Consider the following 24,698-nt stretch of genomic DNA (forward strand, 5'->3'; position numbering starts at 1 on the left):
AGCAGCTGCGTATCTCCATGTCATTGTCGCCCACTATTCGTCTTCAGCCACTCTCCGGTGATGTAGCGCCGGTTCTACACAAATTGGGTTGGGAATGGGCAATGGAGAATGCCTGCCAAAACTACGTGGCCCGCGAAGCCGTGCAGCTTTCTGAGCAACAGGCCGATGAACTGCTGCAAGCCGCCGACACGATTTATGACTTGTTAGTCCAAAGTATTCCTGATCCGATTCCCGATGCTTTATTGAAGCTTCTCGCCCTTCCGGAGAATCTGTGGCCGGCCATCCGGCACTCCTGGAACGATGACCGGCATTGGCACCTATACGGCCGCTTTGATATAGCCCAGACCCCCGATGGCCCGAAACTTCTGGAGTTTAATGCCGATACTGCCACCAGTATTCCAGAAACGGCAGTAGTGCAATGGGCCAGCCTGATTGCGGCAGGCCTAGGCCAGGAGAATCGTCAGGTGAATGGATTGTTCGAGGGCCTGCAGGCGCAGCTAGGCCACTGGCTGGAACTCAACCAGGATCTGGAGCCTACCCTCGTGCTAGCACACCTGCCTGGCAGTGCTGAAGATGAAGCGAACTGCACTGTTCTGGCAGAAGCTGCTTTGGCTGCGGGCTTTCAGCAAACTTATATCTGCCCCATCGATGCCCTGCAGGTGGCAACGGAAGGGGAGGAGCGAGGCATATGGGCGGAAACAGCGCCCGACCAATGGCAGCGTTTTGGGTTCCTTTTCAAACTAGTGCCCTGGGAACTGCTGGCCGAAGAAGAGCCCGAACTCACTGCCGACCTGACCCAATTGCTGTTGAGCCGGGATGCAATAATTGCCAACCCAGCCTATACAATGCTTTTTCAGAGCAAGGCAATCTTGGCCTGGCTCTGGAAATGCTACCCCGACCATCCATTACTACTGGAAGCAAGATTAGGCGAACCATTAATGGGGCACAGCGTTCAAAAGCCATTATTAGGGCGCGAAGGGCAGGATGTGCTAGAAATGCAGAACGGAATAGCTCTTCCAGCCCAATCTGGAGACTTTGCTGATCAACTGCCTGTGTATCAGCGCTACGCCCAATTGCCTTTCGATAACCATAAGCAATTCTACCAAGCAGGAGTATTCTGGACTGGTTCGGCCAGCGCCATCAGCTACCGACGAGCTTTAGGGTTCATAAATAACCTCTCCGAATTCGTGCCTCATATATTGATATAATTATATTGTATTTCTCCTGAAATTGTAATGCACTAAATCTTTTTCGTTGAATATTATGGATGTCGCATTAAACGGCACTGACATTTATTTGACTATTCACGAAAAGTGACTATATAATTTATAATGTTATATATATAAATAGTTAATCTAATTGTTGGTGATCTTTTCCTGAATCCTATAGCAGAGATGAATGTATGCTGATGGCTTCAAACCAGTGTTTTAGACGTCGCCAAGATCTCCTTAATATGTTTGTATAAACAAATCAAAGTATAGTAATACTAAATTCAGAACCATCTAAAAATTAGGATTTTATTTTACTGAATTGTCGGAAACTCTGTAATAATGATTGACATTTGCAGAGTGTTGTCGGGTGCAAGCATTGGTGTAGCAAGCGAGCCGATACGATGGTCGGTCATAATCCTATATAGCAAATTTTTGGCATGAAATATGAGTACTGCGAGCAGCGCAAAGGCTATATGTGCTTGTATTTGAAAAATTATAATAATGCTTGAAAAAATCATTAGACAATTATCAATTGAGCACGTAAACGTCGCCAATACAAGGCCCTCCTATTTTACAATAAGCTTGGTACAAGGCTAAATCTTCACTTCGTAACCATTTCTTTCCACTTCATATGAAAAACACTTACATGAGTGCGCCCAGTAAAATGGGCCGTCCTTGGTTTTGGGTGCTTTTATTGGTTGCCGCATGGCTGCCATTCATGGCATCTGCCCAAGAAGTAATAATAACGCCAACAGCTTTAGGTGACCCTCAAGATTTTGGTGACGTTGCTGTCGGGCAAGCTTCCGCTAATAAAACTTATTCAATAAGTGGGAGTAACCTCAATAATGACATAACAATAGTCATTCCTGCGGGTTTCCAAGGGAGCTTAAATAACGGCACTACGTTCACTAATAATGACGGTGCGCAGCTAACAGTTGCTAGAAGCGGTAATTCAGCTTCAGGCACCTTAACCCTGCGTTTTGTGCCTAAGCAGGAAGGTCAGAATCAGTCTACTTTGTATGCTAGCACCAATCGGCAAAACGGTCCCCCTGTTTTCTCGAATTTTGTTAGTCTGAAAGGTAATGGTATCCCTGGCGCTCCCACTATTACTGTTAATCCAGAAGCATTAGCATTTGGTAACCAAATTGTTGGAACAACATCTGCTTCTAAGAGCTTTACGGTGAATGGTACTTCTTTAGGTACTACCCCTATAACTGTAAATGCTCCTACAGGCTTTCTGGTAAGTTACAACGGTAGTGCTTTTGGCAGCACCGCGAGCATCAACCCAACTAATGGCTCTGTCTCAAATGCAGTTGTAAATGTACAGTTCAACCCTGCAACAGCTAAAAGCTATATTGAACTGATTACTCTTGCTAGCTCCACCGCCTCTAACAGCGTTTCTGTTTCTGGTACTGGTACACTGCCTACTCCTAGCTTAACAGCTACACCTAGCACATTACAGTCTTTCGGATCTGTAACGGTTGGTACTACATCGGGTACTACCATTCGCTCATTTGTTGTGAATGGTCAGAATCTACAAGGCAACGTTACAATAACTGCACCTGCAGGATTCAGCATTCGAATTGGCTCGGGCCTGTTCTCAAGCCAGCCTATTGTACTGACCCCCGTTGATGGTACTTTGGCTAATACAACAATCGACGTTCGCTTCAGCCCTACAACTGCTACTGCTTATGCCGCTGATATTACAGTTGCTTCTCCAAGTGCTGTTACACAATTAGTAAGAGTAACGGGCACAGGTACACCAAGCTCAGGTTCGCCAGTAATACGTGTTGACCCAGCTGCTATTGCTTTCGGCACTGTCACTGGTAGCGGTAGCACAAGCACCCGTACTTTTGAAGTGAGTGGTACTGACTTGGTTAGCGGAATTGTTCTCACGCCATCTAGTGCTAACATCGAACTTCGTAATGCTTCAACGGGTGGTTCGTTCACGAAGACCTTAACTATTAATCAGGTTAATGGCACCGTATCAGCTCAGACTATTGAAGTTCGCTTGGTAGCAATTGTTCCTCAGAACGATTTTAACCAGCGCATCGATATTACTAGCCAAGGTGCTGCTGCTAAAATAGTAGGGGTAACTGCAACGAACCCTAGTGGTGCAACGTCAGATATCTCTGTAGTTAACGTTGATAACAACGATTTTACATTTGCTACGCGTCCTAACACGGTTTCGGCTTCCCAGCGTTTCCTGGTAAGTGGTACCAACTTGGTTGACAATCTCGTCGTTCGTCCCGTAGGTCCTAACGCTGAGTATTTTGAAGTCTCAACGGACGATGTAAATTTCTTTCCTAGCGTGTCATTCACTCCAAATACGCAAGGGAACGTATTGCAAACCACCGTTTATGTTCACTTTAAGCCAGGTGTTCAGGCAGTAACGGTTACCAGCACCATTCGTAACTCAAGTGCTCCTGCTCCCGACTTCGATGTATCTGTTACGGGTATTAGCGAGCCAACTATCCGCCTCAACCAGCCAATAGGTAATTTCGCTACGAATGTTGTAAAAGGCACCGTTACGGCACCTGTAGCAGTTCGCGCAGTTGGTTTCTTGTTAGATGGAGAGGTAGGGATTCGTTTCCCGCAAGATTTCGCCGATGACTTGCGTAACCCAACTCGCACTCCTCAGTATGAGTTCTCTTTTGATAATGGCAAAACGTATGTGAAGGAAAGCAGCATCACTCCAGATGCAAACGGCAACTTCACCCAAGATCTTTTGGTGCGTTTTGCTCCAGTGCGTGTAGGAAATGCTGATCAAACGCTTCAGTTCAAGAATGCTAGCCTGCAAGGTGGTGCTTACTTCAACCTAACTAGTGGCTTTGGTCGTGCTCAAGGGTTTGCTATTGCAGTTGAGCCTACAGCACAGTCAACAGCCAAAGTAGTTCGCTCTGCTAATGGCCAGTCTGCCACGATTACCTTTGACCTGACAAGCGCACCTGCTGGCACTGCCTACGGAGCTACTCGCTTAGTAATTGGTAGCAGCACGTATACTACAGAACTGCCAACTAACCTGTTCCCTCAGGATAAGCAGAACTTTAACCCCGGTACAACTCTAGGAAACGGTGACTACCGTTTTGGTTCTGGTACTGCCATTGAGGCCAACACTAATACATTCGTTGTCTTCAGCGGAGCAAGTGGTTCGTTTACGGTAACCAACTTGGATCCTAAGCTGACTTATAGCTTCTTTGGTTTTGAATTCAATAACGATGGCGTTCTGAATGCTGAAAACTACCGCATTCCGAACAATCGTCCTCAGTTCCCACTACCAGTTGACCTTGTGTCATTCACAGCTAAGCTGCGTAACAACAAAGTGGCTTTGAACTGGGTGACTGCTTCTGAAAAGAACAACGGCTCATTTGCTGTTGAGCGTAGCCAGGATGCTCGTACGTTCAATACTATCCTGACCCGTGAAGGTAAAGGCACTACTAGCACCAGCACTACTTATGACGCTATCGATGAAAAGCCTTTGACGGGTACTTCTTACTACCGGTTGAAGCAGATCGACTTTGATGGTACGGTTAAATACAGCTCCCCAGTAGCAGTAAATAACTTAGGTGTTGCTGAAGTAGCCATGTATCCTAATCCGACTGAAGATGTCTTGAACATCCAGATTGGTGGATCTACTGAAGGTGTACGTGCCTCAGTTAGCGACCTGACTGGCCGTGTAGTTCTCACTCAGGTCCTGAGTGGCAACGGTCAGCTTAGCTTAGGTGGCCTACGTAGCGGTACTTACTTGGTAACGGTAGGAGAGGGTAACTCGAAGGTTACTCGCCGCATCGTGAAAAAGTAGAGTCTGTAAGTAAAAACAGGCCCAACAAAAAGCCCCTTCCCCACATGGAGAAGGGGCTTTTTGTTGGGCCTGTTTTTACTTATGGATAGTCTTATACCTGGAATTTCTTAACTCATATAACACCTTTTGCGTACACAACAGCCTCACATAAACACCTCATCTCTTTCTCCTATGAAAACGACAATCAAGAGTTTTATGGCTATTGCTGCTTTTTCAGTATTTGCCTTTACCTCGTGCTCACAGAACACGCAAGACAAGGCTGAAGCTACGGCTGACAGCGCCGCAAATGACGCAAGCAATGCTGCCAATACTGCTGCTGACGCTACCAGCAATGCCGCCGATAATGTAGAAGCTGATATGGCTCCTGAAAAAGGTGATACAGCCGTAGTGCAGAACAAAGAAGCTGACAAGCTTGTAGAAGAAACCCCTAAGAAGCAATAACCCTAAAAGGGTATTGTGTTCGTAAAGTGAATAAGGCCCACCAAAACTACTTGGTGGGCCTTATTCGAAAACAGACAGGCCTACGCTCAACTAGAGCGTAGGCCTGTCTGTTGTATTATCGTGTAAAGCTAGCGCTATACAGAGAAGCTTTCACCGCAGCCGCAAGTACGAGACGCGTTTGGGTTGTCAAAATAAAAGCCTTTACCATTAAGGCCATCAGAGAAATCGAGTTGAGTGCCGGCCAGATATAGGAAGCTCTTCATGTCAACCACTACGCGCACACCCTTATCCTCAAACTCCTGATCCATTGGCTTTACTTCGTTATCGAAGTCGAGTTTGTAGCTCAGGCCAGAACAGCCACCGCCGGCCACTGAGGCCCGGAGACGATAAGTCGAATCAAGCTCCGCGTCGTGCATGAGCTTCTCAACTTTCTCTTTTGCTTTATCAGAAACGGTAATCATGGTATTGGTGCAATTGGGTTATCAGCAGTTTGAAGTGCTCGGCAGGAAGAATGGCCTGCCATCAAACACATTCCAATAACAAACAATTAGGAAGAAGGATTCAGCACCACGCTGAACACTGTAATAGTAGTAAGGTCTCGACCAAAGTAGAGCTTATCTAAAGCTTCGTACGTGTTGCGAGCCCTGAAATAAGAGGTTTGTAACTCCCGGTCGCCGCGGGCACGCCACTGGATGGTATAGGAGCTCTCCGTATCACGGTAGCTCTGCACATAAGTCAGCATTTTGCGCAGGCTGTCCAGCTTATCATACCCAATCTCATAGCGAAAAAGGAAGCTTTGCTGGTGCCTAGGATTTACGGTAATCAGGTCGAGGCGCATCTGGCCATCAAGCTGCCGAAACTCAAATAGCAGATTCCCAGAACCGAGGCCTAGGTAGCTTTCAATCTGTTGTTGAATGCGGGCGCTTTCAACGTGTACGTCGGCGGGCGTGACATCCATACTTTGAGTAGCAATAAAAGAGGCAAATTAGCGGGATGGAGAGCACATGAGCACTCTTCATCCCGCTAATTTGCCTCCAATAGTTGACTAGTGGTGCGACTTAGCTTCTTCCAGAGCAGGAAGCCCGTTCTTTACCCGGTAGTCACTGATAGCCGATTTGATAGCGTCTTCAGCAAGCACAGAGCAGTGGATTTTAACGGGCGGCAAAGCCAATTCTTCCACAATCTCCATGTTGTCGATAGCAAGGGCCTCGTCCACTGTCTTGCCTTTCAGCCATTCGGTAGCCAAGGAAGAAGAAGCAATAGCTGAACCACAACCGAACGTCTTAAACTTAGCGTCGGTGATAGTGTTCGTAGCCTCGTCTACCTCGATTTGCAAGCGCATTACGTCGCCGCACTCAGGAGCGCCTACTAGGCCAGTACCAACGTTCTTTTTGCTTTTATCCAGCGTGCCTACGTTGCGGGGATTGCTGTAATGATCAATTACTTTATCGGAGTAAGCCATGGCTTATTTGAGAAGTTTAGATGGTAGATTCCAGAACTTAGTGCTAAGCTCTAAAAGATTAATGTTCAGCCCACTCGATAGAGTTGAGGTCAATGCCTTCTTTGAACATCTCCCATAGAGGAGACATCTCACGAAGCTTAGTTACGGCTTCCTTCACGTGGTTTATGGCGTAATCGATCTGCTCATCCGTGGTGAAGCGAGACAAGCCGAAGCGCAGGGAGCTGTGCGCCAGGTCGTCACTGAGGCCTAGAGCTTTAAGTACGTACGAAGGCTCCAAAGAGGCTGAAGTACAGGCAGAACCCGAAGATACAGCCAAGTCTTTCACGCCCATCATCAAGCCTTCACCTTCTACATACTTAAAGGAAATGTTGGCTACGTGCGGCAGACGGTGTTCACGCGAGCCGTTTACATAGCTTTCTTCCAACGTCAGCAGCTCGCGCTCCAAACGGTCGCGCATTACAGAGAGACGCTGGGTATCAGCTTCCATCTCCTGTTTGGCAAGCTCGCAAGCTTTGCCTAGGCCTACAATGCCTGGAACGTTGAGGGTACCGGAGCGCATGCCACGCTCATGGCCGCCGCCATCCATCTGGGCAGTAACTTTTACCCGTGGGTTCTTGCGACGTACATACAGTGCACCAACGCCTTTCGGGCCGTACATTTTGTGGGCTGTGAAAGCCATGATGTCGATGCCATCAGCAATAACATCTACGGGAATCTTGCCAACTGCCTGGGTGCCGTCCGTCATGAACAGGGCACCGTGCTTGTGTGCAATAGCAGCAATTTCGCGGATAGGTTGGATGGTACCCGTCTCGTTGTTGCCATACATGATGGTCACGAGAATAGTCTCGGGAGTCATGGCCGCTTCCAGATCAGCCAGGCTAATAAGGCCTTCGGCGTCTACTGGGAGGTAGGTTACGCGGCCGCCCAGCTTCTCAATGTGCTTGCACGTATCGAGTACCGCTTTGTGCTCGGTAGTGGCGGTGATGACGTGGTTGCCCTTCTGGGAGTACATCTCGAACACTCCTTTGATACCAAGGTTGTCCGATTCTGTAGCGCCAGAAGTGAAAATGATTTCTTTAGGATCACAGTTAATCAGGCCGGCAATCTGCTCACGGGCGTAATCCACTGCTTCCTCAGCGGCCCAGCCGAAAGGGTGGTTACGGGAAGCGGCATTGCCGAACACCTCGGTCAGATAAGGCATCATAGCCTCCAGAACCCGGGGGTCGAGAGGTGTGGTGGCGTTGTTGTCGAGGTAAATAGGTAGCTTGAGCATGGCTCGGAGTCAGTTTCAGCGGAGAATCATTCGCAGGTAGAACACGAAAACCAGCGAACTGGTTTTACTTTGCTCCCACAAAAGTAGAACAAATCCAAACAAGCCGCGCTATACAGCGCAGTTGGTTTTTGCCCCTCCGTATGCTTACAAATCTTGAACACCTAGGCCTGGCCGTAAATGACCTGGAAGCGGCCACTATACTCTATACAACGCTGCTAGGCCAGGAGCCCTACAAGCGCGAGCATGTGGAGAGTGAAGCCGTGGATACCGTTTTCTTTCAGGTGGGCGGTTCTAAAATTGAACTGCTGGCCGGCACATCGCCTAATAGCGCCATTACCAAGTACCTGGAGAAGAAGCCCGATGGCATACACCATGTGGCCTTTGCCGTAACGGACATTCGAGCCGAAATGGCGCGTTTGCGGGCTGCTGGCTTCACATTACTCAATGAGGAGCCCAAGCGCGGCGCCGACAACAAGCTGGTCTGCTTCATTCATCCGAAGAGCGCCAACGGGGTATTGGTGGAGCTGTGCCAGGATATGGTGCCTTTAACGTAAGCTGGATATGAGCACGAAGTTTCTCCGCGAAGAAATAGACGCGGCCGTTGATGCCCTGCTACTGCAACAAGTAATTCTTTACCCCACTGACACCGTGTGGGGGCTTGGCTGCGATGCCGAAGCGCCACAGGCAGTAGACCAGATATATAAATTAAAGCAGCGCCCAGCCGAGAAAGCCTGCATTGTGCTGGTAGCGGATGAGAAAATGTTTGCCCGCTATGCCACTACCGTACCGCCGAACCTGACGGAGCTACTGGCCGCGCAGCAGAAGCCTACAACCTACGTGGTGCCCGGCAGCCGCCTGCTGGCGCCTAACCTGCTGGCGCCGGATGGCACGATAGGCCTACGCATTGTGCGGGATGATGAATTCTGCCAGAAAGTGGTGCGCCGGCTAGGCCATGGGCTTGTGTCTACCTCGGCCAACGTAAGTGGGGAGCCCAGCCCGGCTGTGTACTCAGATGTGAGCAAGGAAATTGTGCGCGGGGCGGATCATGTGGCAAACTGGCGACAGGATGACCAGACGCGGGCTTCCCCCTCGCGGGTGGTCCGTGTGCTGCCCGATGGTAGCCTGGAGGTACTGCGGGATTAGTGGCCTAGCATATGGGTAGTGGGCCACTTCCTAGGTATAGCAGGAGTCGATAACCACCACTTGGCACTACTGCCTACCTTTGCGGCTTAAACTGTTGCGCATGAAAACTCCTCAGCTACCCGATCTGCCCTTGTTTCGTACCATTGCCGAAGCAGCCGGCGAACTGGCCTACCCGGCCTACGTGATTGGGGGCTATGTGCGGGACCTGGCCCTGGAGCGACAAAGCAAAGACGTGGATGTAGTGTGTGTGGGCGATGGTATTCGGCTGGCTCAGGAAGTAGGCAAAAAGCTGCCCAACCGGCCGCGCGTTACGGTGTTCAAGAATTTCGGGACGGCCATGCTGCCCACGCCCGAGATTGAGTTGGAGTTTGTGGGTGCCCGCAAGGAGAGCTACCGCGCCGAAAGCCGCAAGCCCGAAGTAGAAGCCGGAACCCTGGAAGAAGACCTCGCCCGCCGCGACTTTACCATCAATGCCCTGGGCCTCAGCCTGAACCCCACTGACTTCGGCTCATTGGTGGACCGGTTTGACGGCATGGGCGACCTGCAGCGCCGCATTATTCGCACACCGCTCGACCCCGATATTACCTTTTCCGATGACCCCTTGCGCATGATGCGGGCCGTGCGCTTTGCCACGCAGCTCAACTTTGATATTGAGCCGGACACGTATGATGCCATTTCCCGCAATAAGGACCGCATCAAGATTGTGTCGCAGGAGCGGATTACGGATGAGCTGAACAAGATCATCATGGCCCCGAAGCCGAGCTACGGCTTTAAGCTGCTGTTCCAGAGTGGCCTACTGCAGCTCATCTTCCCGAAAATGGCCCAACTCTATGGGGTGGAGAAGGTAGGCCAGCACGCGCATAAGGATAACTTCTACCACACCTTGCAAGTGCTCGATAATGTAGTGGCCACGGGCGGCGACCTGTGGCTGCGCTGGGCCGCCATCCTGCACGATATTGCCAAACCCGCCACCAAACGCTACGACAAGCGCGTGGGCTGGACTTTCCATGGCCACGAAGACAAGGGCGCCCGCTGGGTTCCTGGCATCTTTACGGATCTGAAATTGCCGCTGGGCGAGGAGATGCGCCAGGTACAAAAGCTGGTGCGGCTGCACCTGCGGCCCATTGCGCTGGTCAAGGAAATCGTGACGGACTCGGCGGTGCGCCGCTTGCTCTTCGAGGCCGGCGACGACATTGACCGCCTGATGCTCCTGTGCCGGGCCGATATCACCAGCAAAGACCACCAGCGCGTGGCGCGCTACCTGCGCAACTTCGATGTGGTGGAGCAGAAGCTGAAGGAAGTGGAGGAGAAAGACCACCTACGCAACTTCAAGCCCGTCATCACCGGCGAAATCATCATGGCCACGTTTGGCCTGTCGCCTTCCCGTGCCGTGGGCGAGCTGAAAGAGGCCTTGTTGGAAGCTATTCTCGATGGCAAGATTCGCAATGAGTACGACGAGGCGTTTGCCCTTTTGCTGGAGCTAGGCCACCGCAAAGGCCTAGTAGCTGTGCAGGCATAAGCTTCAACTCTGATGTAACCAGACTAAAAAGAAGCCCTTCTCTTGTTAAAGGAGAAGGGCTTCTTTTTAGTCTGGTTACAGCGAAGTAGGATAGATATAAACAAAATGGAGGAAGCGTCAGCCAGCCTGTTGCAGCAGGGGGGAGGCTGAATGCTTCCTCCGGGTCTCACCTTTCACTCACTAGTTAGACCCTTGTATGTTTGTTCTGAGAAAACAGATGCAGACAGCAAGCGAATCGTTGCTTGCCGTACTCTCGGAACACGAAAGAAATATTCGCGCTCTGAGATGTGAAACGCATGAAGGCCCTTTGGGTTGCACCGCGTCGTCGTAAGTTATCCAGAACTGTGCCAGTTAAGGCACAGAGCATTAGCTACTATATGGCAGGTGGCCTAGGCATTGTAGGCCACCTGCCATATAGGGTAAAGTTATTAGTCAACGGCGCGGATAGAGGCCGCACCGATAGCTTCCCGACGGACGTTTTGTGGCTTGCCGCTGTACTCAATCAGGCTGGCACCCACTGCATCTGCCTTTAGCTCGTCGGTCACACGCACCCGAATTTTGCTGGCCCCGATGGCATCTACATCGGCACGGCGGGCGGTGAAATCATCGGCGGCTACTTCGCAGGCGCCGGTGCCGCTGATTTCCAAGTTATCGGCGCTACCTTGTAGGGCGGCCTGGCAGCCACCGGCTAGTTCCAGCTTCAGCTCCCGCAGGTCGCCCCGGAAACGAAGCTGGCTGCCGCCGGCCTGCTGCACGCGCAGGTTGCCGGAGTTGAAGCCGTTCACCTCCGCTTTGGTGCCGCCTACCAGGCTCAGGTCATTGAGTTCAGGCGTTTCAATGATGAGCAGAACCTCATCAGTATCGTTGTTGCCCCGGGAGTCGAACAGGTCGCGGTTGCGGGGGCTGATGGTGATTTCCCGACCGTCGCGCTCTACTTTGATATCACGCAGGGCCCGACCATCGCCAGCGGCCCGCACGCTGTAGCTGCTGCCTTGGCGTACCACTACATGATAACCACCTACCACCGACACATGATCGAAGTCGGTTTCGTCGAAGCGCTGGCGCTCGGAGCCGTAGGAGCTTTCATCGGTATTGATGGGCTCCACGCTGCCAAAGCTCAGGTTGATGTCGTTGTCATCATCATTGTCATTGCGGCCGCTTTCGTAGTCCTCATTGTTCTCATCGTCAGAGTCAGGGCCGCCGCGCAGGTCAGCTTCGGTGCAGTTGATGCACTCCACTTTGTTGCCTACCATGCGGTACACGAACTTTTCGGGGTGGTAGGGCTCTCGCTCATTCACGAAGTCGTCTTCGCTTAGCCAGTCGGCAAACGTTTCCGACATGCGGAACTTACGGTCGCGGGGCATCAGCAGGCGCAGCTGCATGTGCTGGTCGCGGAACCGGGCGCTGGTTTTATAGGTGAAGTGGTCATCTACGCTCAGCGTGGAGTCGTTGAGAACCCGGACCGTTAGCGAAACAGAAGTGGCAGCCGTGCGGCGGGCCAGCGAATCAGTAGAGCCTTTGGCCGAGATAATCCGCTCCAGGCGAGGGGCCTGGGCGCTGTCGATTCCTACCAGGTCCAGATCGACCCACTTGTCGTCATTAAGCTGGCGGCGCTCCAGTATCAGTTGCTGACGGGTAAGGCCGTTAAGAGCGGTAGTCTGGGTTACTTCCGACTCTCGCTGAAACTCCCGGCCAACCCGGATGCCCGCAATAGAGCTACCTACTACGCCTAGCAGCCATAGGCCTAGCAGCGTCAGCCAGCCCGCTCTCGACATCACGGGGCGGCGTATCAGCAGCCCGATGCCCATCAGCAGCAAAGCCAGGGCCGGAATTCCGGTGAGCAGGAAGAACGCAAGCACAGCCCAAACTGAGATGTCGTTGAAGATCAGGAAGGGCTGGAGCGGCCCGAAGTCGAGGTTATCCGACGACGAGATGATGCCTAGGCCTATGCCCATTCCGATGGTTGCCGCCAGCAGCCCACTGAAACCCATGAGGATGAGGATACCACCCGCCACGGCCCGAATCAGGGCGCCCAGGGAGTTGAGCAGAGGCCGGATATTGACGAAGAGGTCCTCCAGAAACGTGCCCACGGGCCGGTTGTTGACGGCACCTGCCTCAGAGCCAGCAGTGTAGGGGTTATTACGCAGGTTGTTATCCAGGGCCGACAAGGTAACGGCGTCGCCGCGCATGCGGAGCTTGTCGGAGGCGGTTTTCGCCTCCGGCAAGAGAATCCACAGGATAATGTAGAGCGGGAAGGCGAAGCCACCCGCAAACAGGCCTACGATGAACAGAATCCGGATCAGGACTACATCTACCTTGAAGTAGGCGGCCAAACCAGCCGATACCCCGCCGACTTTACCGTTGTCGGTGTCGCGGTAGAGCTTCTTGAAGACGGCGTCATCGTCAGAGGTTGGCGCGTCGTAGCGCTTGGGCAACACAATCCAGAGGACGATGTAGCTTAGAATGGCGAAGCCGGCAAAATTGCCGCCTATATCATCCAGGCGCGTATTATCCAGCAGAATGGGCAGGATAATGAAGAAGCCCAGGAAGCCTAGCCGAATCCACAGAGGGTTTACGGCGAAGTAATTCCCTAGGCCAGCCGCCACACCCGCCACTTTGCGGTGGGCCATGTCGCGGTACAGGCGCTTGGTGCCGGGCTCATCTGCGGGAGGCGTGGTAGTAGAGCCCCCAGCAGTTGTGCGGCCGAAGCCACCGGCGTAGCCGCCACTGGTGTTGCCCGTAGTGCCGGTGTAAGTGCCCTGGGCCGTACCAGAGGCCACAGCTTCGGCGAGGATTTCCTCGTCTTCGTCGGCCTCGTCGGCGCTCTGGAAGTCACTAACCCGGCCCATTTTGGCCGTCATGGCCTCCACGTCTTCCAGGGTGATGACCTGCTTGAGGCTGGACAGGCGGGCGGCGAAGAGCTCCGCGATGCGGCTCTCGATGTCGGCCACAATTTCCTCGTGGCCTCGGTAGCCGCTGAAGTGAGCTTTCACTTCCGCTAGGTAACGGCCGAGCACTTCGTAGCCATCTTCCTCAATGTGGAAGATCATGCCCTGAAGGTTGATGCTGATGTTCTTTTTCATCTCAGTGCTGCAACTATTCGGGAAAAATCAGGTAGCGAGTCTGCTTAGAGCAGGACTTCCGCGGGGGCGCTACCATTGGAGTGAGGCTTCTGGCGGATGATGCGGATGGAATCCTGTACCTCTTCCCAGGTGAGGCGCAATTGGTGCAGGAAGTCCTGTCCGGCCTCGGTGAGGGTGTAGTACTTGCGGGGCGGGCCACTGGTAGACTCTTTCCAGGTGTAATCTAACAATCCCGCGTTTTTGAGGCGCGTCAGAAGTGGGTAGAGCGTCCCCTCGACCACGATCATGCGGGCGGAGGTAAGCTCCTCCAGCATGTCTGACGCATAGACCTCTCCGCGGGCGATGATTTCCAGAATGCAGAACTCCAGGATGCCCTTCCGCATCTGCACTTGGGTGTTCTCGACTTTCATGGGCTGAGGCAGATATCGGTGAAGAATGAGTCAAAGATATGAAAAGGTACTATGTAACACAAGGTACTGTTGAAAATATTTTTTTGTTGCATAGAGAAAGCGAGATTTTTGAGCTCTATGCCACTAAAAAGTGCTCTGGAAAAGCAGATAGCGGGTTTCCAAGTCCAAAAAAATATATGGCTAGGCCACTAATTATCCTGCACCGGACAAAGTTTAGCCTTGAGTACTTGGGCAAGGTTATTGGACGTGCGTCAACCCAACCCTCGTTTTATACCCTGAAAGTCAGCGTTAACCGATTACTGCAATCCGGCACGCACTATTAATGAGTATCTTGCGTTGCTGCTGCGGTTTCACCTCCTTATCAGATTATCTGTCCTAACCTCTATGCCTCATTCTACCCGAAGTACTGCCCTACTGCTAGGCGTAGGCCTATGCCTGGGTGCACTTTCTCCGGCGCTGGCGCAAACCAAGACGCCCAAATACAGCAATGAATTTCTCAACATCGGGGTAGGGGGGCGCGCCCTGGGCATGGGCAAGGTGCAGGCAAGCCTAGCCGAGGATGCCACCGCTGGCTACTGGAACCCCGCCGGCCTGCTAGGCCAGAAAACCAAGTACGATGCCGTGCTGATGCACTCCGAGTTGTTCTCCGGCATCGTTAAAAACGACTACGCGGCTTTCTCTATGCCGCTGGATGAGAAAAGCGCCATTGGCATCAGCCTCATCCGCTTAGGCGTTGATGATATTGCCGACACCCGCGACCTGGTGAATGAGTACGGCTATATTCAGTACGACCGGATCCGGTACTTCTCCGTGGCCGATTATGCGGTGCTGCTGTCGTATGCCTATAAAGTAGCCAGCATAGAAGGCCTTCAGGTGGGCGCCAATGCGAAGGTGGTGTACCGCAATGTGGGCGAGTTTGCCAATGCCTGGGGCTTTGGCGTCGATGCCGGCGTGCAGTACAACCGCGGCAACTGGCGCCTGGGCCTTATGGCCCGCGACATCACGACGACCTTCAATGCGTGGTCGGTAGATGCGGAAAAGTTTAAAGGCTCTGCTGTTACGAACGACCCCATCCCCAAAAGCAGTACCGAAATCACGTTGCCCCGCCTAGTACTAGGCGTGGGCCGCACCGTGAAACTGCCCGGTCAGTTCACGGCCCTGGCCGCTGTTGATCTGGAAGCTACAACTGACGGTAAGCGGAACACGCTCATCTCGACCAGTGCCGTCAGCGTTGATCCTCGGGCAGGTCTGGAAGTAGGCTACAATAATGTGGTTTTCCTGCGCGGTGGCGTCGGTAACTTCCAGAAAATCCAGTCGTTTACGGGCCAGGAAGAATGGAAAGCCCAGCCCAGCTTGGGCGTAGGGGTGGCTCTGAGTGGCCTACGGCTTGATATGGCACTTTCGCGGCTAGCCGTGGAGAAGCTCGGCCAACGCTCTCAGGCCAATTCCATCATCGTGTCATTAGGCTACGGCTTCAAATAAAATTCTAGGCCAGTAGCCTCGCGCTAGCAGCGTCTTTTTTCGTGGTTATGCACTACGCAATACCTACTATATGAAACAACCTTACCATTTACTAACCATCAAGTTAGGCGGCTGGGTAGCCCTGCTACTGGCGTTTTTTGCGTTGGCGCCTCTCGCGGCCGAAGCGCAATCGGGGCCGTACGGCAACGAGTGGATTGTGCCCGGCCAGCAGTATTACCGCATTAAGCTGGCGCGCACCGGCTTGTACCGCCTCGATTACCAATACCTGACTCAGGCGGGTGCCGGAGGCGTAAGCCCTCAGCGCCTCCAGCTGTGGCGTAGGGGCCGGGAAGTGGCCATTCACGTAGGCGGCAACCAGAGCAGTCTGGACCCCACTACGTTCGTGGAGTTCTTTGGGCAGAAAAACGATGCGGCTCTGGACCGAGGTATGTTCCGCAGTGCCAGCGACCAAGCCCAGCCGTATTTCAGCATGTTTACGGATACGGCCGCTTACTTCCTGACGTGGAGCAATGTGGCCCCTGGCAAGCGCATGACCCAGTCGAACCTGACGGGCACCACGCCGCACGCCTCCCGCGTGCAAAAAACGTTGCGCGTTGAGTCGTTCCGCTGGAATACCATCAACGACGAGGCCAACGTGTATCAATCCTGGGCTGAACTAGGTGAAGGCTTTTTTAGTGAAGAATTTGGCAGCAGAGGATATGTAGATCCGATAACCAGAGACCCTTGGTTCGCCTTGGATTCCATTTGGTCCGTGAATTCCAGTGGGCAGGCGCCGCATCTGGATATTCAGGTAGTGGGCAAATCGTCGGGCGCGCATATTTCTGAGGTAGCCGTAGTGGCTCCAGGCGGAATCCGGGTGCTTGGTACCATTGCTTTCACGGATTACGGGTTTGCGCGTAAGTCTTTCACTTTGCTGCCCTCAGATCGGGCCGCCAACGGACGGGTGCAGATTCAGGTAAAGCAAGTAGGAACCGGTGGGCCCCGGGGCGATGTAGCTCGGGTGGCCTACCTACGTCTGGCCTTCGGGCAAACCAGCCGCTGGAACCCGCGCCGTTCGCAACTCCTGTTTGCGAACGATTCTACTCTGGCGGGCCCCGCTTTTTATGCTTTGGATTCTATCCCGGCTTCGGTGCGTGGCTATGATGTAACTGACCCCTATAACGTATTGCGCGTAGAAGGACAAGCCCTGGGGGCTAACCGCCGCGGCTATGTTTTTCCGCAGGCAGAAGGACGCACTCGCTCCTTAATGTTAGCGGAGGCCGACCGGGCGTTGGTGCCAGGTGTAGGTCGTCGGGTGCAATTCCGTCAGATTTCGCCGGCCGCGCACAACTTCCTCATTATAAGCAGCCGCGTGCTGATGCAGCCCGCCAGTGGGGTAACTAACCCAGTGCGGGCGTATGCCAACTATCGGGCCTCATCGGCAGGAGGAAGCTACGATACGCTGGTAGTGACTTCGGAAGAACTTTACGACCAGTTTCACTACGGTGAAAGATCGGCCTTAGCTGTTCGGCAGTTTGCGCAGTGGATGCTGGCGGGCAGCAAGCGGCCAATGTCCTTGCTGCTGCTGGGCAAAGGCCTGGGCGTGGCGGAGTATTGTAGTTCCTACCACCGGGTTAATCCGGAAGGCTACACCTACGCTGCCTGCGGTGGTCCCGATAATTCAGTGGTGCGCAACCTGGTGCCCGCAAGTACCCGCGGCGTGTCCGACGTTTTCTTTACCGCCAACTGGCAGAGCAACGACTACGCACCCCGCATGGCTACCGGACGGGTTTCGGCCCAGACGCCCCAGCAGGTGGTTAATTATCTGAGTAAGCTGCAGGAGCACGAAGTGCCGGCTTATGCAGAGTGGCGCCGCAATGTGCTGCACATGGCCGGCGGAAAAGAACCAGCTGAACGGTTGCAGTACGCCGCCTTCCTAGAGGAATATGCTACATATGTGCGTAAACCGCCATTTGGTGGTACGGTAAAAACCTACTTGCGAGGTGATTATCCGGGTACTACGCCCGGTGAAGCGCAGATCAACTGGGCGCCAGACCTGAACGCAGGCGTGTCCTTCATTTCCTATTTCGGGCACGGCGACACGGGCTATCTGGATTGGGGAATCCCGAACATTAACAACCCCGCCAGCGGCATCAACAACAAAGGCAAGTACCCGGTGATGTATGTGAGCGGTTGCTCAGCCGGCAACTCCTTCAGAGCTATTCCGGCCTTCGGCGGCGACCAGTACGTGCTAGCGGCCGATAAAGGCTTCGTTGGTTTCCTCAGCGACTCTGACCTGGCCTTCCCCTACGATTTGCACGAGATGCACACCGAAATGGTGAAGCTGTTATTCTCTGATCCGCAATGGTATGGCAAACCGGTGGCCGAGGTGCAGCAGGAAGTAATCCGGCGTCTGCAGGGCACAAACTCGCTGCCTAATGCTACAACGGCCATGCTGATGAATACCATCTGGCAAGGCGACCCGGCTCTGAAGCTGTACTCGCCGCTCAAGCCAGACTATCAGGTGGCCAGCGTGAAAGTAGCGCCAGATGTGGTGCCCGTGACGGCTCCTTCGTTTCAGTTGCAGGTGCGCGTGGCCAACCCCGGCCGCCGCACTACAGGCAAGCTCGATATCAAGGTGACGCGCACTTTCGGTACCAACACCGTGGTGTTGCCGATATTCACGGTGCCCCAGGCCCGCCGCGACACCACGTACACGCTCACTATCCCGAACACTGGCTTAGGCTCGATTATCGGTCAGAATACCTTCCTGGTAGAACTGGACCCGAGCAACCTGATTGATGAGTCGGATGAAACCAACAACAGCGGCACCACCACCTACGCGTTCCTGACGGGAGGCGTCACGACGCTGAGCCCACCCGAGTTTGGAATTGTGGGAGCTCGCACGGTGCGCCTCGTAGGCCAGAGCAATCTGCCCACAACGGTAAGCCGCGAGTACGATATGGAGCTGGACACCGTCCAGACATTCAACAGCCCCCTGATTCAGCGTACTACGCTGGCGGCCGTGATGGTGCCCGAATGGAGCGTTACGGCGCCAATCATTGCCAACCGCGACAGCGTGGTTTGGTACTGGCGAATGCGTTTCCATGCGCCTCAGGCCGGTGAGGAATCGGGGTGGGCTACCAGCTCGTTCCGGATCATCAGTGGCCGCAACGGCGGCTGGTCGCAGAGCCATGTAGGCCAGTTCCAGCGCGATGAGAAAGCCGGAATTACAGTAGCTGCCCCCGGTGGGCAATGGGCATTTGACGCCGGTAGTAAGCAGGCTACCATTACGTCTACCCGCATCGGTCCGGCCCGCCAGTGGGAAACGCTGTCGCACACCATCCGGACCAGTCCCACAGGCAGCTACACGCTTCGTCTGATCGGAATTGATGCCAACAACAATTCAGTAGAGCTCAACCCGAACGTTACGAGCCGCCGCCTCGACCTCAGCACCATCTCAGCTACCACTTATCCTTATCTGCAGCTGGAAGCGGTGGTGAAGGAAAACGGCAGTGGCCCGGCTCCGCAACTAGAGCAGTGGCTGATTGCCTACCAGGGAGTGCCCGAAGGCGTAGTGCGGCCCCAGACCGTAGCGCTGGATGGCGCGGCACTGGCACTGCAAGCCAAACAGCAAGGCAAGCTCTCGATTCCGGTTACGTTCCAGAACGTGGCTGATTTCGATTTCACCAACCCAATGGTGGCCTACATCTTGGTGCGCAACGACAACAACGGCCTGCGCGAAAAGTACATTAAGCTGCCCGGTGCGGCCCTCACGGCGCACACCCAGCGGACGTATCAGGTGGAGTTGGATATTCGGGATCTACTCGGAACTCTATCGGGCCAGATTGTGCTCAACCCCAACCTAGCGCTGAGCCCCAATCGCCAGCCAGAGCTGAATTACTTCAACAACGAGCAAGGCATTACAAGCTTCCAGGTAGATGACCGCGATACGCCGCCGGTGCTGGATGTTGCATTCGATGGCCGCCACTTGCTGAACGGCGACATTGTATCGGCGCAGCCCATCATTACGGTGCAGCTACGCGACCAGGATAAGCTACGCCCCATCAAGGACCGTACAGCCTTCAACCTCTTCCTGACCAGCCCGAATGGCGGTGCCACCGTGCCGCTGAATCTGAATGCGGCCAACGTGACGTTTGTGGCTGATTCGGCCAACGGGGTTGCTCGTCTGGAGGTGCATCTGGGCAAAGAGACGGCGCTGAAAGACGGTATCTACACGCTGGAAGTGCAGGGCAAGGACGGCTCTGGCAAGCTGGCCGGCTCTGAGCCGTACCGCATCACGTTTGAAGTGATTACGACGGCGGGCATCTCCAATGTGTTCCCGTATCCGAACCCCGTTACCAGCAAAGCCAAGTTCGTGTTTACCCTGACGGGAAGCGAGGTGCCGCGCAACATGAAAATCCAGATTATGACGCTTACGGGCCGCGTAGTACGGGAAATCATGATGAGCGAGCTGGGTAACTTGCACATCGGCAACAACATCACGGATTATGCCTGGGATGGTACCGATGAGTTCGGCGACCGGCTGGCCAATGGCACTTACCTCTACCGCGTAGTGCTCGATGACCCGCAGGGCAAGTTTGAGCAACGCACCACCGCCGCTGATAAAGCCTTCAAGCAGGGCTGGGGCAAACTGGTGCTAATCCGCTAGGCCACTCCCGAAACTACGAATACCAAAAGAAGAGGCAGCCCAATTGGCTGCCTCTTTTTTTGTGGCCTAGGCCAGTATACCTGTATCGTAGAGCGGTAGTGTAAGCGCTAAGTAACGAAAGCAGACCACATGCGGCGGCCAGGAGTTGTTCTGATTCCGACTCCGAGAATCACAGTAGCTTCGTGGCTTGTCTACCCGCACATATGGAGCCCGTTCCTCAAAAAGTCCCGATCCGGTATTACGAAATAGACGTGCTTCGCTTTGTGGCGGCTCTGGCAGTAATGCTGTATCACTACCTCTACGTAGGCCATGCGCTGGAGCATTTGGTGCCGGCGCCCTTCATCGGGCAAAGCATCAGCCGATATGGGTATTTAGGCGTTGACCTGTTTTTCCTGATTTCCGGCTATGTCATTCTGGGGTCGGCGTACCAGCGCCCGCTCCGGCAATTCGTGACTTCGCGCATCACGCGGCTGTATCCTGCTTTCTGGGCCACCTGCACGCTCACTGCGTTGGTGTCGTATTGCTTCGCGTCTGCTTCAGTGCAGCCTCCTTCGCTGAGCACGTACCTCAGCAATATGAGTATGCTCCACGAGTTCTTTGGCAAAGACTCTATCTCGGGAGTATACTGGACGCTCACGCTCGAAATATCATTTTACTTCCTGATTTCCCTCTGCATCGGCTATCAGCTGTGGCCACAGTTACCGTACCTGCTGGGTGGCTGGTTGTTGTACACGCTGGCTGTGGGGCCAATGGGGCCGGTTACGCCCATCAGCCTGCTGCTTATTCCGAAATACAGTGCATACTTCATCAGCGGCATGTTGTTTTACCTGTTGCAACATCGGCTGGGCAACCGGCTGCTGCTGATGGGCTTGTTGTTGGTGGCCTTTGCAGCCAGTCTGCGCACAGCTAATGCCCAGCGCCTTTTTCTGGACATGCGTGCTCCTGAACTGCCGCCCTACAGCGCCGCCATGGTCGGGAGCCTAGTTAGTGGCATGTACCTCATGCTGTTGCTTATCATTACGCGGCATGTGAACCTAAGCCGGTTTCCCCGTTTGGCTATGCTTGGGAGCTTATCTTATCCCATTTACCTCATTCATGGCATAGGAATGGTGATTTTGCTGCGCTATGGGCAACAAATCAACCAATATTGGCTGCTGTTTGGGCTCATTGTGCTCGTGCTGAGTCTGGCTTATCTCACCCACAAATACATAGAGCGACCCGGAAGTGCCTACTTACGCCGCTGGCTCTCACGGTTGTGAAAAGGCCTGCATTCATCACTGATTAGCCTACTGATTGCTAACGCCGCCGGAGCGTTACGAAGCTGAAGGCGTAGGCGTGCTTCTCGTCGGGCTCGTGCCGCTCGCGGGATTCCTCGCGCCATTCGTCGGGGTTGAGTTGGGGGAAGGTCACGTCGCCCTCAAACGCGTGGTGTACCTCCGTGAGGTACACTACCTCGGCGGCGGGCAGTGCCTGACGGTAGATTTCGCCACCCCCAATTACAAAGACGTTTTCCTCGATGCCGCGCGCCATTTCCAGGGCCAGCGGCACGGAGTAGGCCACTTCGCAGCCATCCGCTTGCCAGCCGTTCTGCCGCGTCACGACGATGTTGGTGCGGTTGGGCAGTGGCTTCCCAATGCTCTCGAAAGTACGCCGGCCCATCACGATGGGGTGGCCCTGCGTGAGCTGTTTAAAGTGCTTTAGATCGAGGGGCAAATGCCACAACAGGCGGTTGTCGCCCCCGATTACTCCATTCTCTGCTACGGCTACTACTAAGGCGGTCATGTGGAGGGTTTAAGCGGGAGACTGATTGAGAACCGCCGCGTTGAAGCCACGTAGAAAATCGGGCACGCTCATGCGCTTTTTGCCTTCGAGCTGTACATCCTGCAAATCGAGCAGGCCGTGGGAGGTTTGCACGCGCAAATACGTGCGCCCATCCGTGAACCATGCGCCAGGTACGCCGGCTTCAGGGCCGCTGGCGTCCTCATCATCAAAGGGCTGGGCCTTGAACACTTTGAGGGTGCGGCCATCGGGGAGCTGCGTAAACGCTGTGGGAATGGGGGAGAGGCCGCGCACCAAATTGGCCAGGGCCGGGGCCGGCTGGGTAAAATCGAGGCGGCCTAGCTCTTTCTGTAGCTTGGGGGCCGGGCGCAAGCTGGGCAGCTCCTGCTGCGGAATGCTGGGCGCCTCGCCCGCCGCAATGGCTTGCACTGAGCGCAGGGCTAGGGCCGCACCAGCGGTTTTCAGCTTCTCATATAAAGAGCCAAAGTCATCCTCGGGGGCAATGTCCACCACATCCTGATAAATCAGGTCGCCGGTATCAATTTCGTGACGCAGGAAGAACGACGTGACGCCCGTTTGGGTGTCGCCGTGAATGAGGGCCCAGTTGATGGGGGCCGCGCCGCGGTACTGGGGCAACAAAGAGGCGTGGATGTTGATAGAGCCCAGTCGCGGCATATTCCAGACGGTTTCGGGCAGCATCCGAAACGCCACCACAACCTGTAAGTCGGCGGCGTAGGCCAGTAGTTCCGCCTGAAACTCCTGGTCCTTGAGGTTGGTGGGCTGCAACACGGGCAAACCATGCTGCACCGCCGCCTGCTTCACTGCCGACTCGGCCAGTTGGCGGCCGCGCCCGGCGGGCTTATCCGGAGCCGTGATGACGGCTACCACCTGGCAGCCTTCCCAGGAAAGTAACGCCTGAAGAGTAGGCACCGCAAATTCCGGGGTGCCCATGAAAATGATGCGTAGGGGAGGTATCATATCTGACAAATGATTCTGAACAGAAACAAAGCCGAACCGATACTGGCCTAGGGGAATTCTCGGTTCGGCTTTGCTGTACTACAACTGTTTAGCCGATTAGTTGAAATCGGGATACAGCAAATACTTCTTGCGCAGAGCTTTGTACTGGCCTAGCGCCGGCTCCCACGACTTGCGGATTTCCTGCTCCGACTTGCCGGCAATAACCTGCTCCCGCAGGCTACGCGTGCCGCTCAGCTGCTCGAAATACTTGCCGAAAAAGTGCTCCTTATCGGTGCTTTGCTTATAAAAATCTAGCAGGTATTTCAAGGAGAAGCCCACGTCGTTGCCGGTCTGGCGCAGGTCCTGGCCGTAGCAGACTTTGCCGTTTTGCGGGGGCGTCGGCGAGCCGGTGTTGGGCTTGGGCGTGAAACTGAAAGGCCGAGACTTGGGCTGCGTGGGCGCTCCAATTACTTCAAACGGCATATCGGTACCACGGCCTACGCTTACATCAGTGCCCTCAAACAAGCAGATGGTGGCATAAAGCGACACCGAGTGCGCATTGGGCAGGTTGGGCGAAGGGCGCACCGGCAGCTCGTAGCGTGTGGCGTGGGTGTAGCCCTGCACGGGTACTACCGTCAGACGGCACTGCTTGCCGCCAGCCAGCCACTTTTCGCCGTTAATCATCTGGGCCAACTCGCCCACCGTCAGGCCGTGCACCACCGGGATGGGGTGCATGCCCACAAAGGACTTGTGCTGGGGCTCCAGCACGGGTCCATCTACGTACCAGCCGTTGGGGTTAGGCCGATCCAGAATGATGACTTCCTTGCCCTGCTCGGCGGCGGCCTCCATCACGTAGTGCATCGTGCTGATGAAGGTGTAGAAGCGCGTGCCCACATCCTGAATGTCGAATACCAGCACATCTACGTCTTTCAGCATCTCGGGCGTGGGCTTTTTGGTGGCACCGTAGAGACTGCGGGCTGGTAGGCCACTGCGGGCATCTTTACCGTCTTTGATGGTGGCGCCATCGGCGGCCTCGCCCCGAAAGCCGTGCTCCGGCCCGAAAATTACCGTCACGCCTACCCCTTTTGCCAGCAGCGTATCCACCAGAAACGCCTGGCCTACGCGGGCCGTCTGGTTCACGACAAGGCCTACGCGCTTGCCTTTTAGCTGTGGCAGGTAACGCTCAAACTGCTCGGCGCCCACCCGTAGGACGGGGTCTTTGCTCGGGGTCGGTACGATGATTTGTGGCTTAGAGGCTTGAGTAACAGTGGGATTGTTGGCTCCGGCTGTGGTGGCTGCGGGCAGGGGGCGGGTGCAGTCAGTGAGGAGCAGAGAAAGGCTCAGCAGACTGGTGGAAAGGGCTGGAAACATGGGCAGGAAGCGAGGCTGGAAAACTGGTCGGGTTCACGTAGCTTTACGCCGGTGAACGTATCAAAGTACATATCTAGTAAGATTGACGGGGCTGACTCAGGTTCTTTTACCTCG

18 protein-coding genes are annotated in these 24,698 nt (G+C 54.3%); 9 read left to right on the top strand and 9 right to left on the bottom strand.

Annotated features, from left to right (window positions below):
• Positions 1-17: 17 nt before the first annotated feature.
• The 3 genes from CFT68_RS01020 (at position 18) to CFT68_RS01035 (ending at position 5,454) form a co-directional block, all read left to right on the top strand.
• Complete coding sequence (locus tag CFT68_RS01020; protein WP_088841570.1) at positions 18-1,208, top strand: glutathionylspermidine synthase family protein; 1,191 nt, start codon at positions 18-20, stop codon at positions 1,206-1,208.
• Positions 1,209-1,842: 634 nt separating this feature from the next.
• Positions 1,843-5,013, top strand: a complete 3,171-nt coding sequence (locus CFT68_RS01030) for a T9SS type A sorting domain-containing protein (RefSeq protein ID WP_088841572.1) — start codon at positions 1,843-1,845, stop codon at positions 5,011-5,013.
• A 171-nt stretch (positions 5,014-5,184) separates the two neighbouring features.
• On the top strand, positions 5,185-5,454 hold the full coding sequence (locus CFT68_RS01035; protein ID WP_088841573.1) for a hypothetical protein: 270 nt from the start codon (positions 5,185-5,187) through the stop codon (positions 5,452-5,454).
• Positions 5,455-5,588: 134 nt separating this feature from the next.
• On the opposite strand, the gene CFT68_RS01040 is transcribed toward CFT68_RS01035, so the two are convergent.
• The 4 genes from CFT68_RS01040 to CFT68_RS01055 form a co-directional block, all read right to left on the bottom strand.
• Positions 5,589-5,915, bottom strand: coding sequence for a HesB/IscA family protein (locus tag CFT68_RS01040; RefSeq protein ID WP_088841574.1), 327 nt, complete (start codon positions 5,913-5,915; stop codon positions 5,589-5,591).
• A gap of 86 nt (positions 5,916-6,001) precedes the next feature.
• Positions 6,002-6,412, bottom strand: coding sequence for a hypothetical protein (locus CFT68_RS01045; RefSeq protein ID WP_088841575.1), 411 nt, complete (start codon positions 6,410-6,412; stop codon positions 6,002-6,004).
• A gap of 87 nt (positions 6,413-6,499) precedes the next feature.
• Positions 6,500-6,916: a Fe-S cluster assembly scaffold IscU gene (iscU, locus tag CFT68_RS01050; protein ID WP_088841576.1), complete on the bottom strand. Its 417-nt coding sequence runs from the start codon at positions 6,914-6,916 to the stop codon at positions 6,500-6,502.
• Between the two features lie 58 nt (positions 6,917-6,974).
• Entirely contained in the window at positions 6,975-8,189 is a 1,215-nt protein-coding gene (locus CFT68_RS01055) for an IscS subfamily cysteine desulfurase (protein ID WP_088841577.1), read from the bottom strand.
• A gap of 140 nt (positions 8,190-8,329) precedes the next feature.
• Here CFT68_RS01055 and mce point away from each other — a divergent pair, with 140 nt between their 5' ends.
• The 3 genes from mce (at position 8,330) to CFT68_RS01070 (ending at position 10,851) form a co-directional block, all read left to right on the top strand.
• On the top strand, positions 8,330-8,743 hold the full coding sequence (gene mce / locus CFT68_RS01060) for a methylmalonyl-CoA epimerase (protein WP_088841578.1): 414 nt from the start codon (positions 8,330-8,332) through the stop codon (positions 8,741-8,743).
• 7 nt (positions 8,744-8,750) lie between these two features.
• Complete coding sequence (locus CFT68_RS01065; RefSeq protein ID WP_088841579.1) at positions 8,751-9,332, top strand: L-threonylcarbamoyladenylate synthase; 582 nt, start codon at positions 8,751-8,753, stop codon at positions 9,330-9,332.
• Between the two features lie 100 nt (positions 9,333-9,432).
• A complete protein-coding gene (locus tag CFT68_RS01070) occupies positions 9,433-10,851 on the top strand; it encodes a CCA tRNA nucleotidyltransferase (RefSeq protein WP_088841580.1) in 1,419 nt (472 codons plus the stop codon).
• A gap of 428 nt (positions 10,852-11,279) precedes the next feature.
• Here the strand turns inward: CFT68_RS01070 and CFT68_RS01075 are convergent, their stop codons facing one another.
• On the bottom strand, positions 11,280-13,934 hold the full coding sequence (locus CFT68_RS01075; protein WP_088841581.1) for a PspC domain-containing protein: 2,655 nt from the start codon (positions 13,932-13,934) through the stop codon (positions 11,280-11,282).
• Positions 13,935-13,978: 44 nt separating this feature from the next.
• Positions 13,979-14,344 carry a PadR family transcriptional regulator gene (locus tag CFT68_RS01080; protein ID WP_088841582.1) on the bottom strand — a complete coding sequence of 122 codons (366 nt, stop codon included), beginning with the start codon at positions 14,342-14,344 and terminating at the stop codon, positions 13,979-13,981.
• A gap of 384 nt (positions 14,345-14,728) precedes the next feature.
• Here CFT68_RS01080 and CFT68_RS01085 point away from each other — a divergent pair, with 384 nt between their 5' ends.
• The 3 genes from CFT68_RS01085 (at position 14,729) to CFT68_RS01095 (ending at position 21,736) form a co-directional block, all read left to right on the top strand.
• On the top strand, positions 14,729-15,826 hold the full coding sequence (locus CFT68_RS01085; protein ID WP_088841583.1) for a putative type IX sorting system protein PorV2: 1,098 nt from the start codon (positions 14,729-14,731) through the stop codon (positions 15,824-15,826).
• A gap of 70 nt (positions 15,827-15,896) precedes the next feature.
• Positions 15,897-20,477, top strand: a complete 4,581-nt coding sequence (gene porU2 / locus CFT68_RS01090; protein ID WP_088841584.1) for a putative type IX secretion system sortase PorU2 — start codon at positions 15,897-15,899, stop codon at positions 20,475-20,477.
• Between the two features lie 203 nt (positions 20,478-20,680).
• Positions 20,681-21,736, top strand: coding sequence for an acyltransferase family protein (locus tag CFT68_RS01095; protein ID WP_088841585.1), 1,056 nt, complete (start codon positions 20,681-20,683; stop codon positions 21,734-21,736).
• A 37-nt stretch (positions 21,737-21,773) separates the two neighbouring features.
• On the opposite strand, the gene CFT68_RS01100 is transcribed toward CFT68_RS01095, so the two are convergent.
• The 3 genes from CFT68_RS01100 to CFT68_RS01110 form a co-directional block, all read right to left on the bottom strand.
• Positions 21,774-22,259: a dihydrofolate reductase gene (locus CFT68_RS01100; protein ID WP_088841586.1), complete on the bottom strand. Its 486-nt coding sequence runs from the start codon at positions 22,257-22,259 to the stop codon at positions 21,774-21,776.
• A 9-nt stretch (positions 22,260-22,268) separates the two neighbouring features.
• Positions 22,269-23,234 (bottom strand): methionyl-tRNA formyltransferase, encoded by a 966-nt coding sequence (fmt, locus tag CFT68_RS01105; RefSeq protein ID WP_088841587.1) that lies wholly within the window; start codon positions 23,232-23,234, stop codon positions 22,269-22,271.
• Between the two features lie 96 nt (positions 23,235-23,330).
• Positions 23,331-24,584, bottom strand: coding sequence for an exo-beta-N-acetylmuramidase NamZ family protein (locus CFT68_RS01110; RefSeq protein ID WP_088841588.1), 1,254 nt, complete (start codon positions 24,582-24,584; stop codon positions 23,331-23,333).
• Between the last annotated feature and the right edge of the window lie 114 nt (positions 24,585-24,698).

It is taken from the genome of Hymenobacter gelipurpurascens, from assembly GCF_900187375.1.
Classification (GTDB): Bacteria; Bacteroidota; Bacteroidia; order Cytophagales; family Hymenobacteraceae; genus Hymenobacter; species Hymenobacter gelipurpurascens.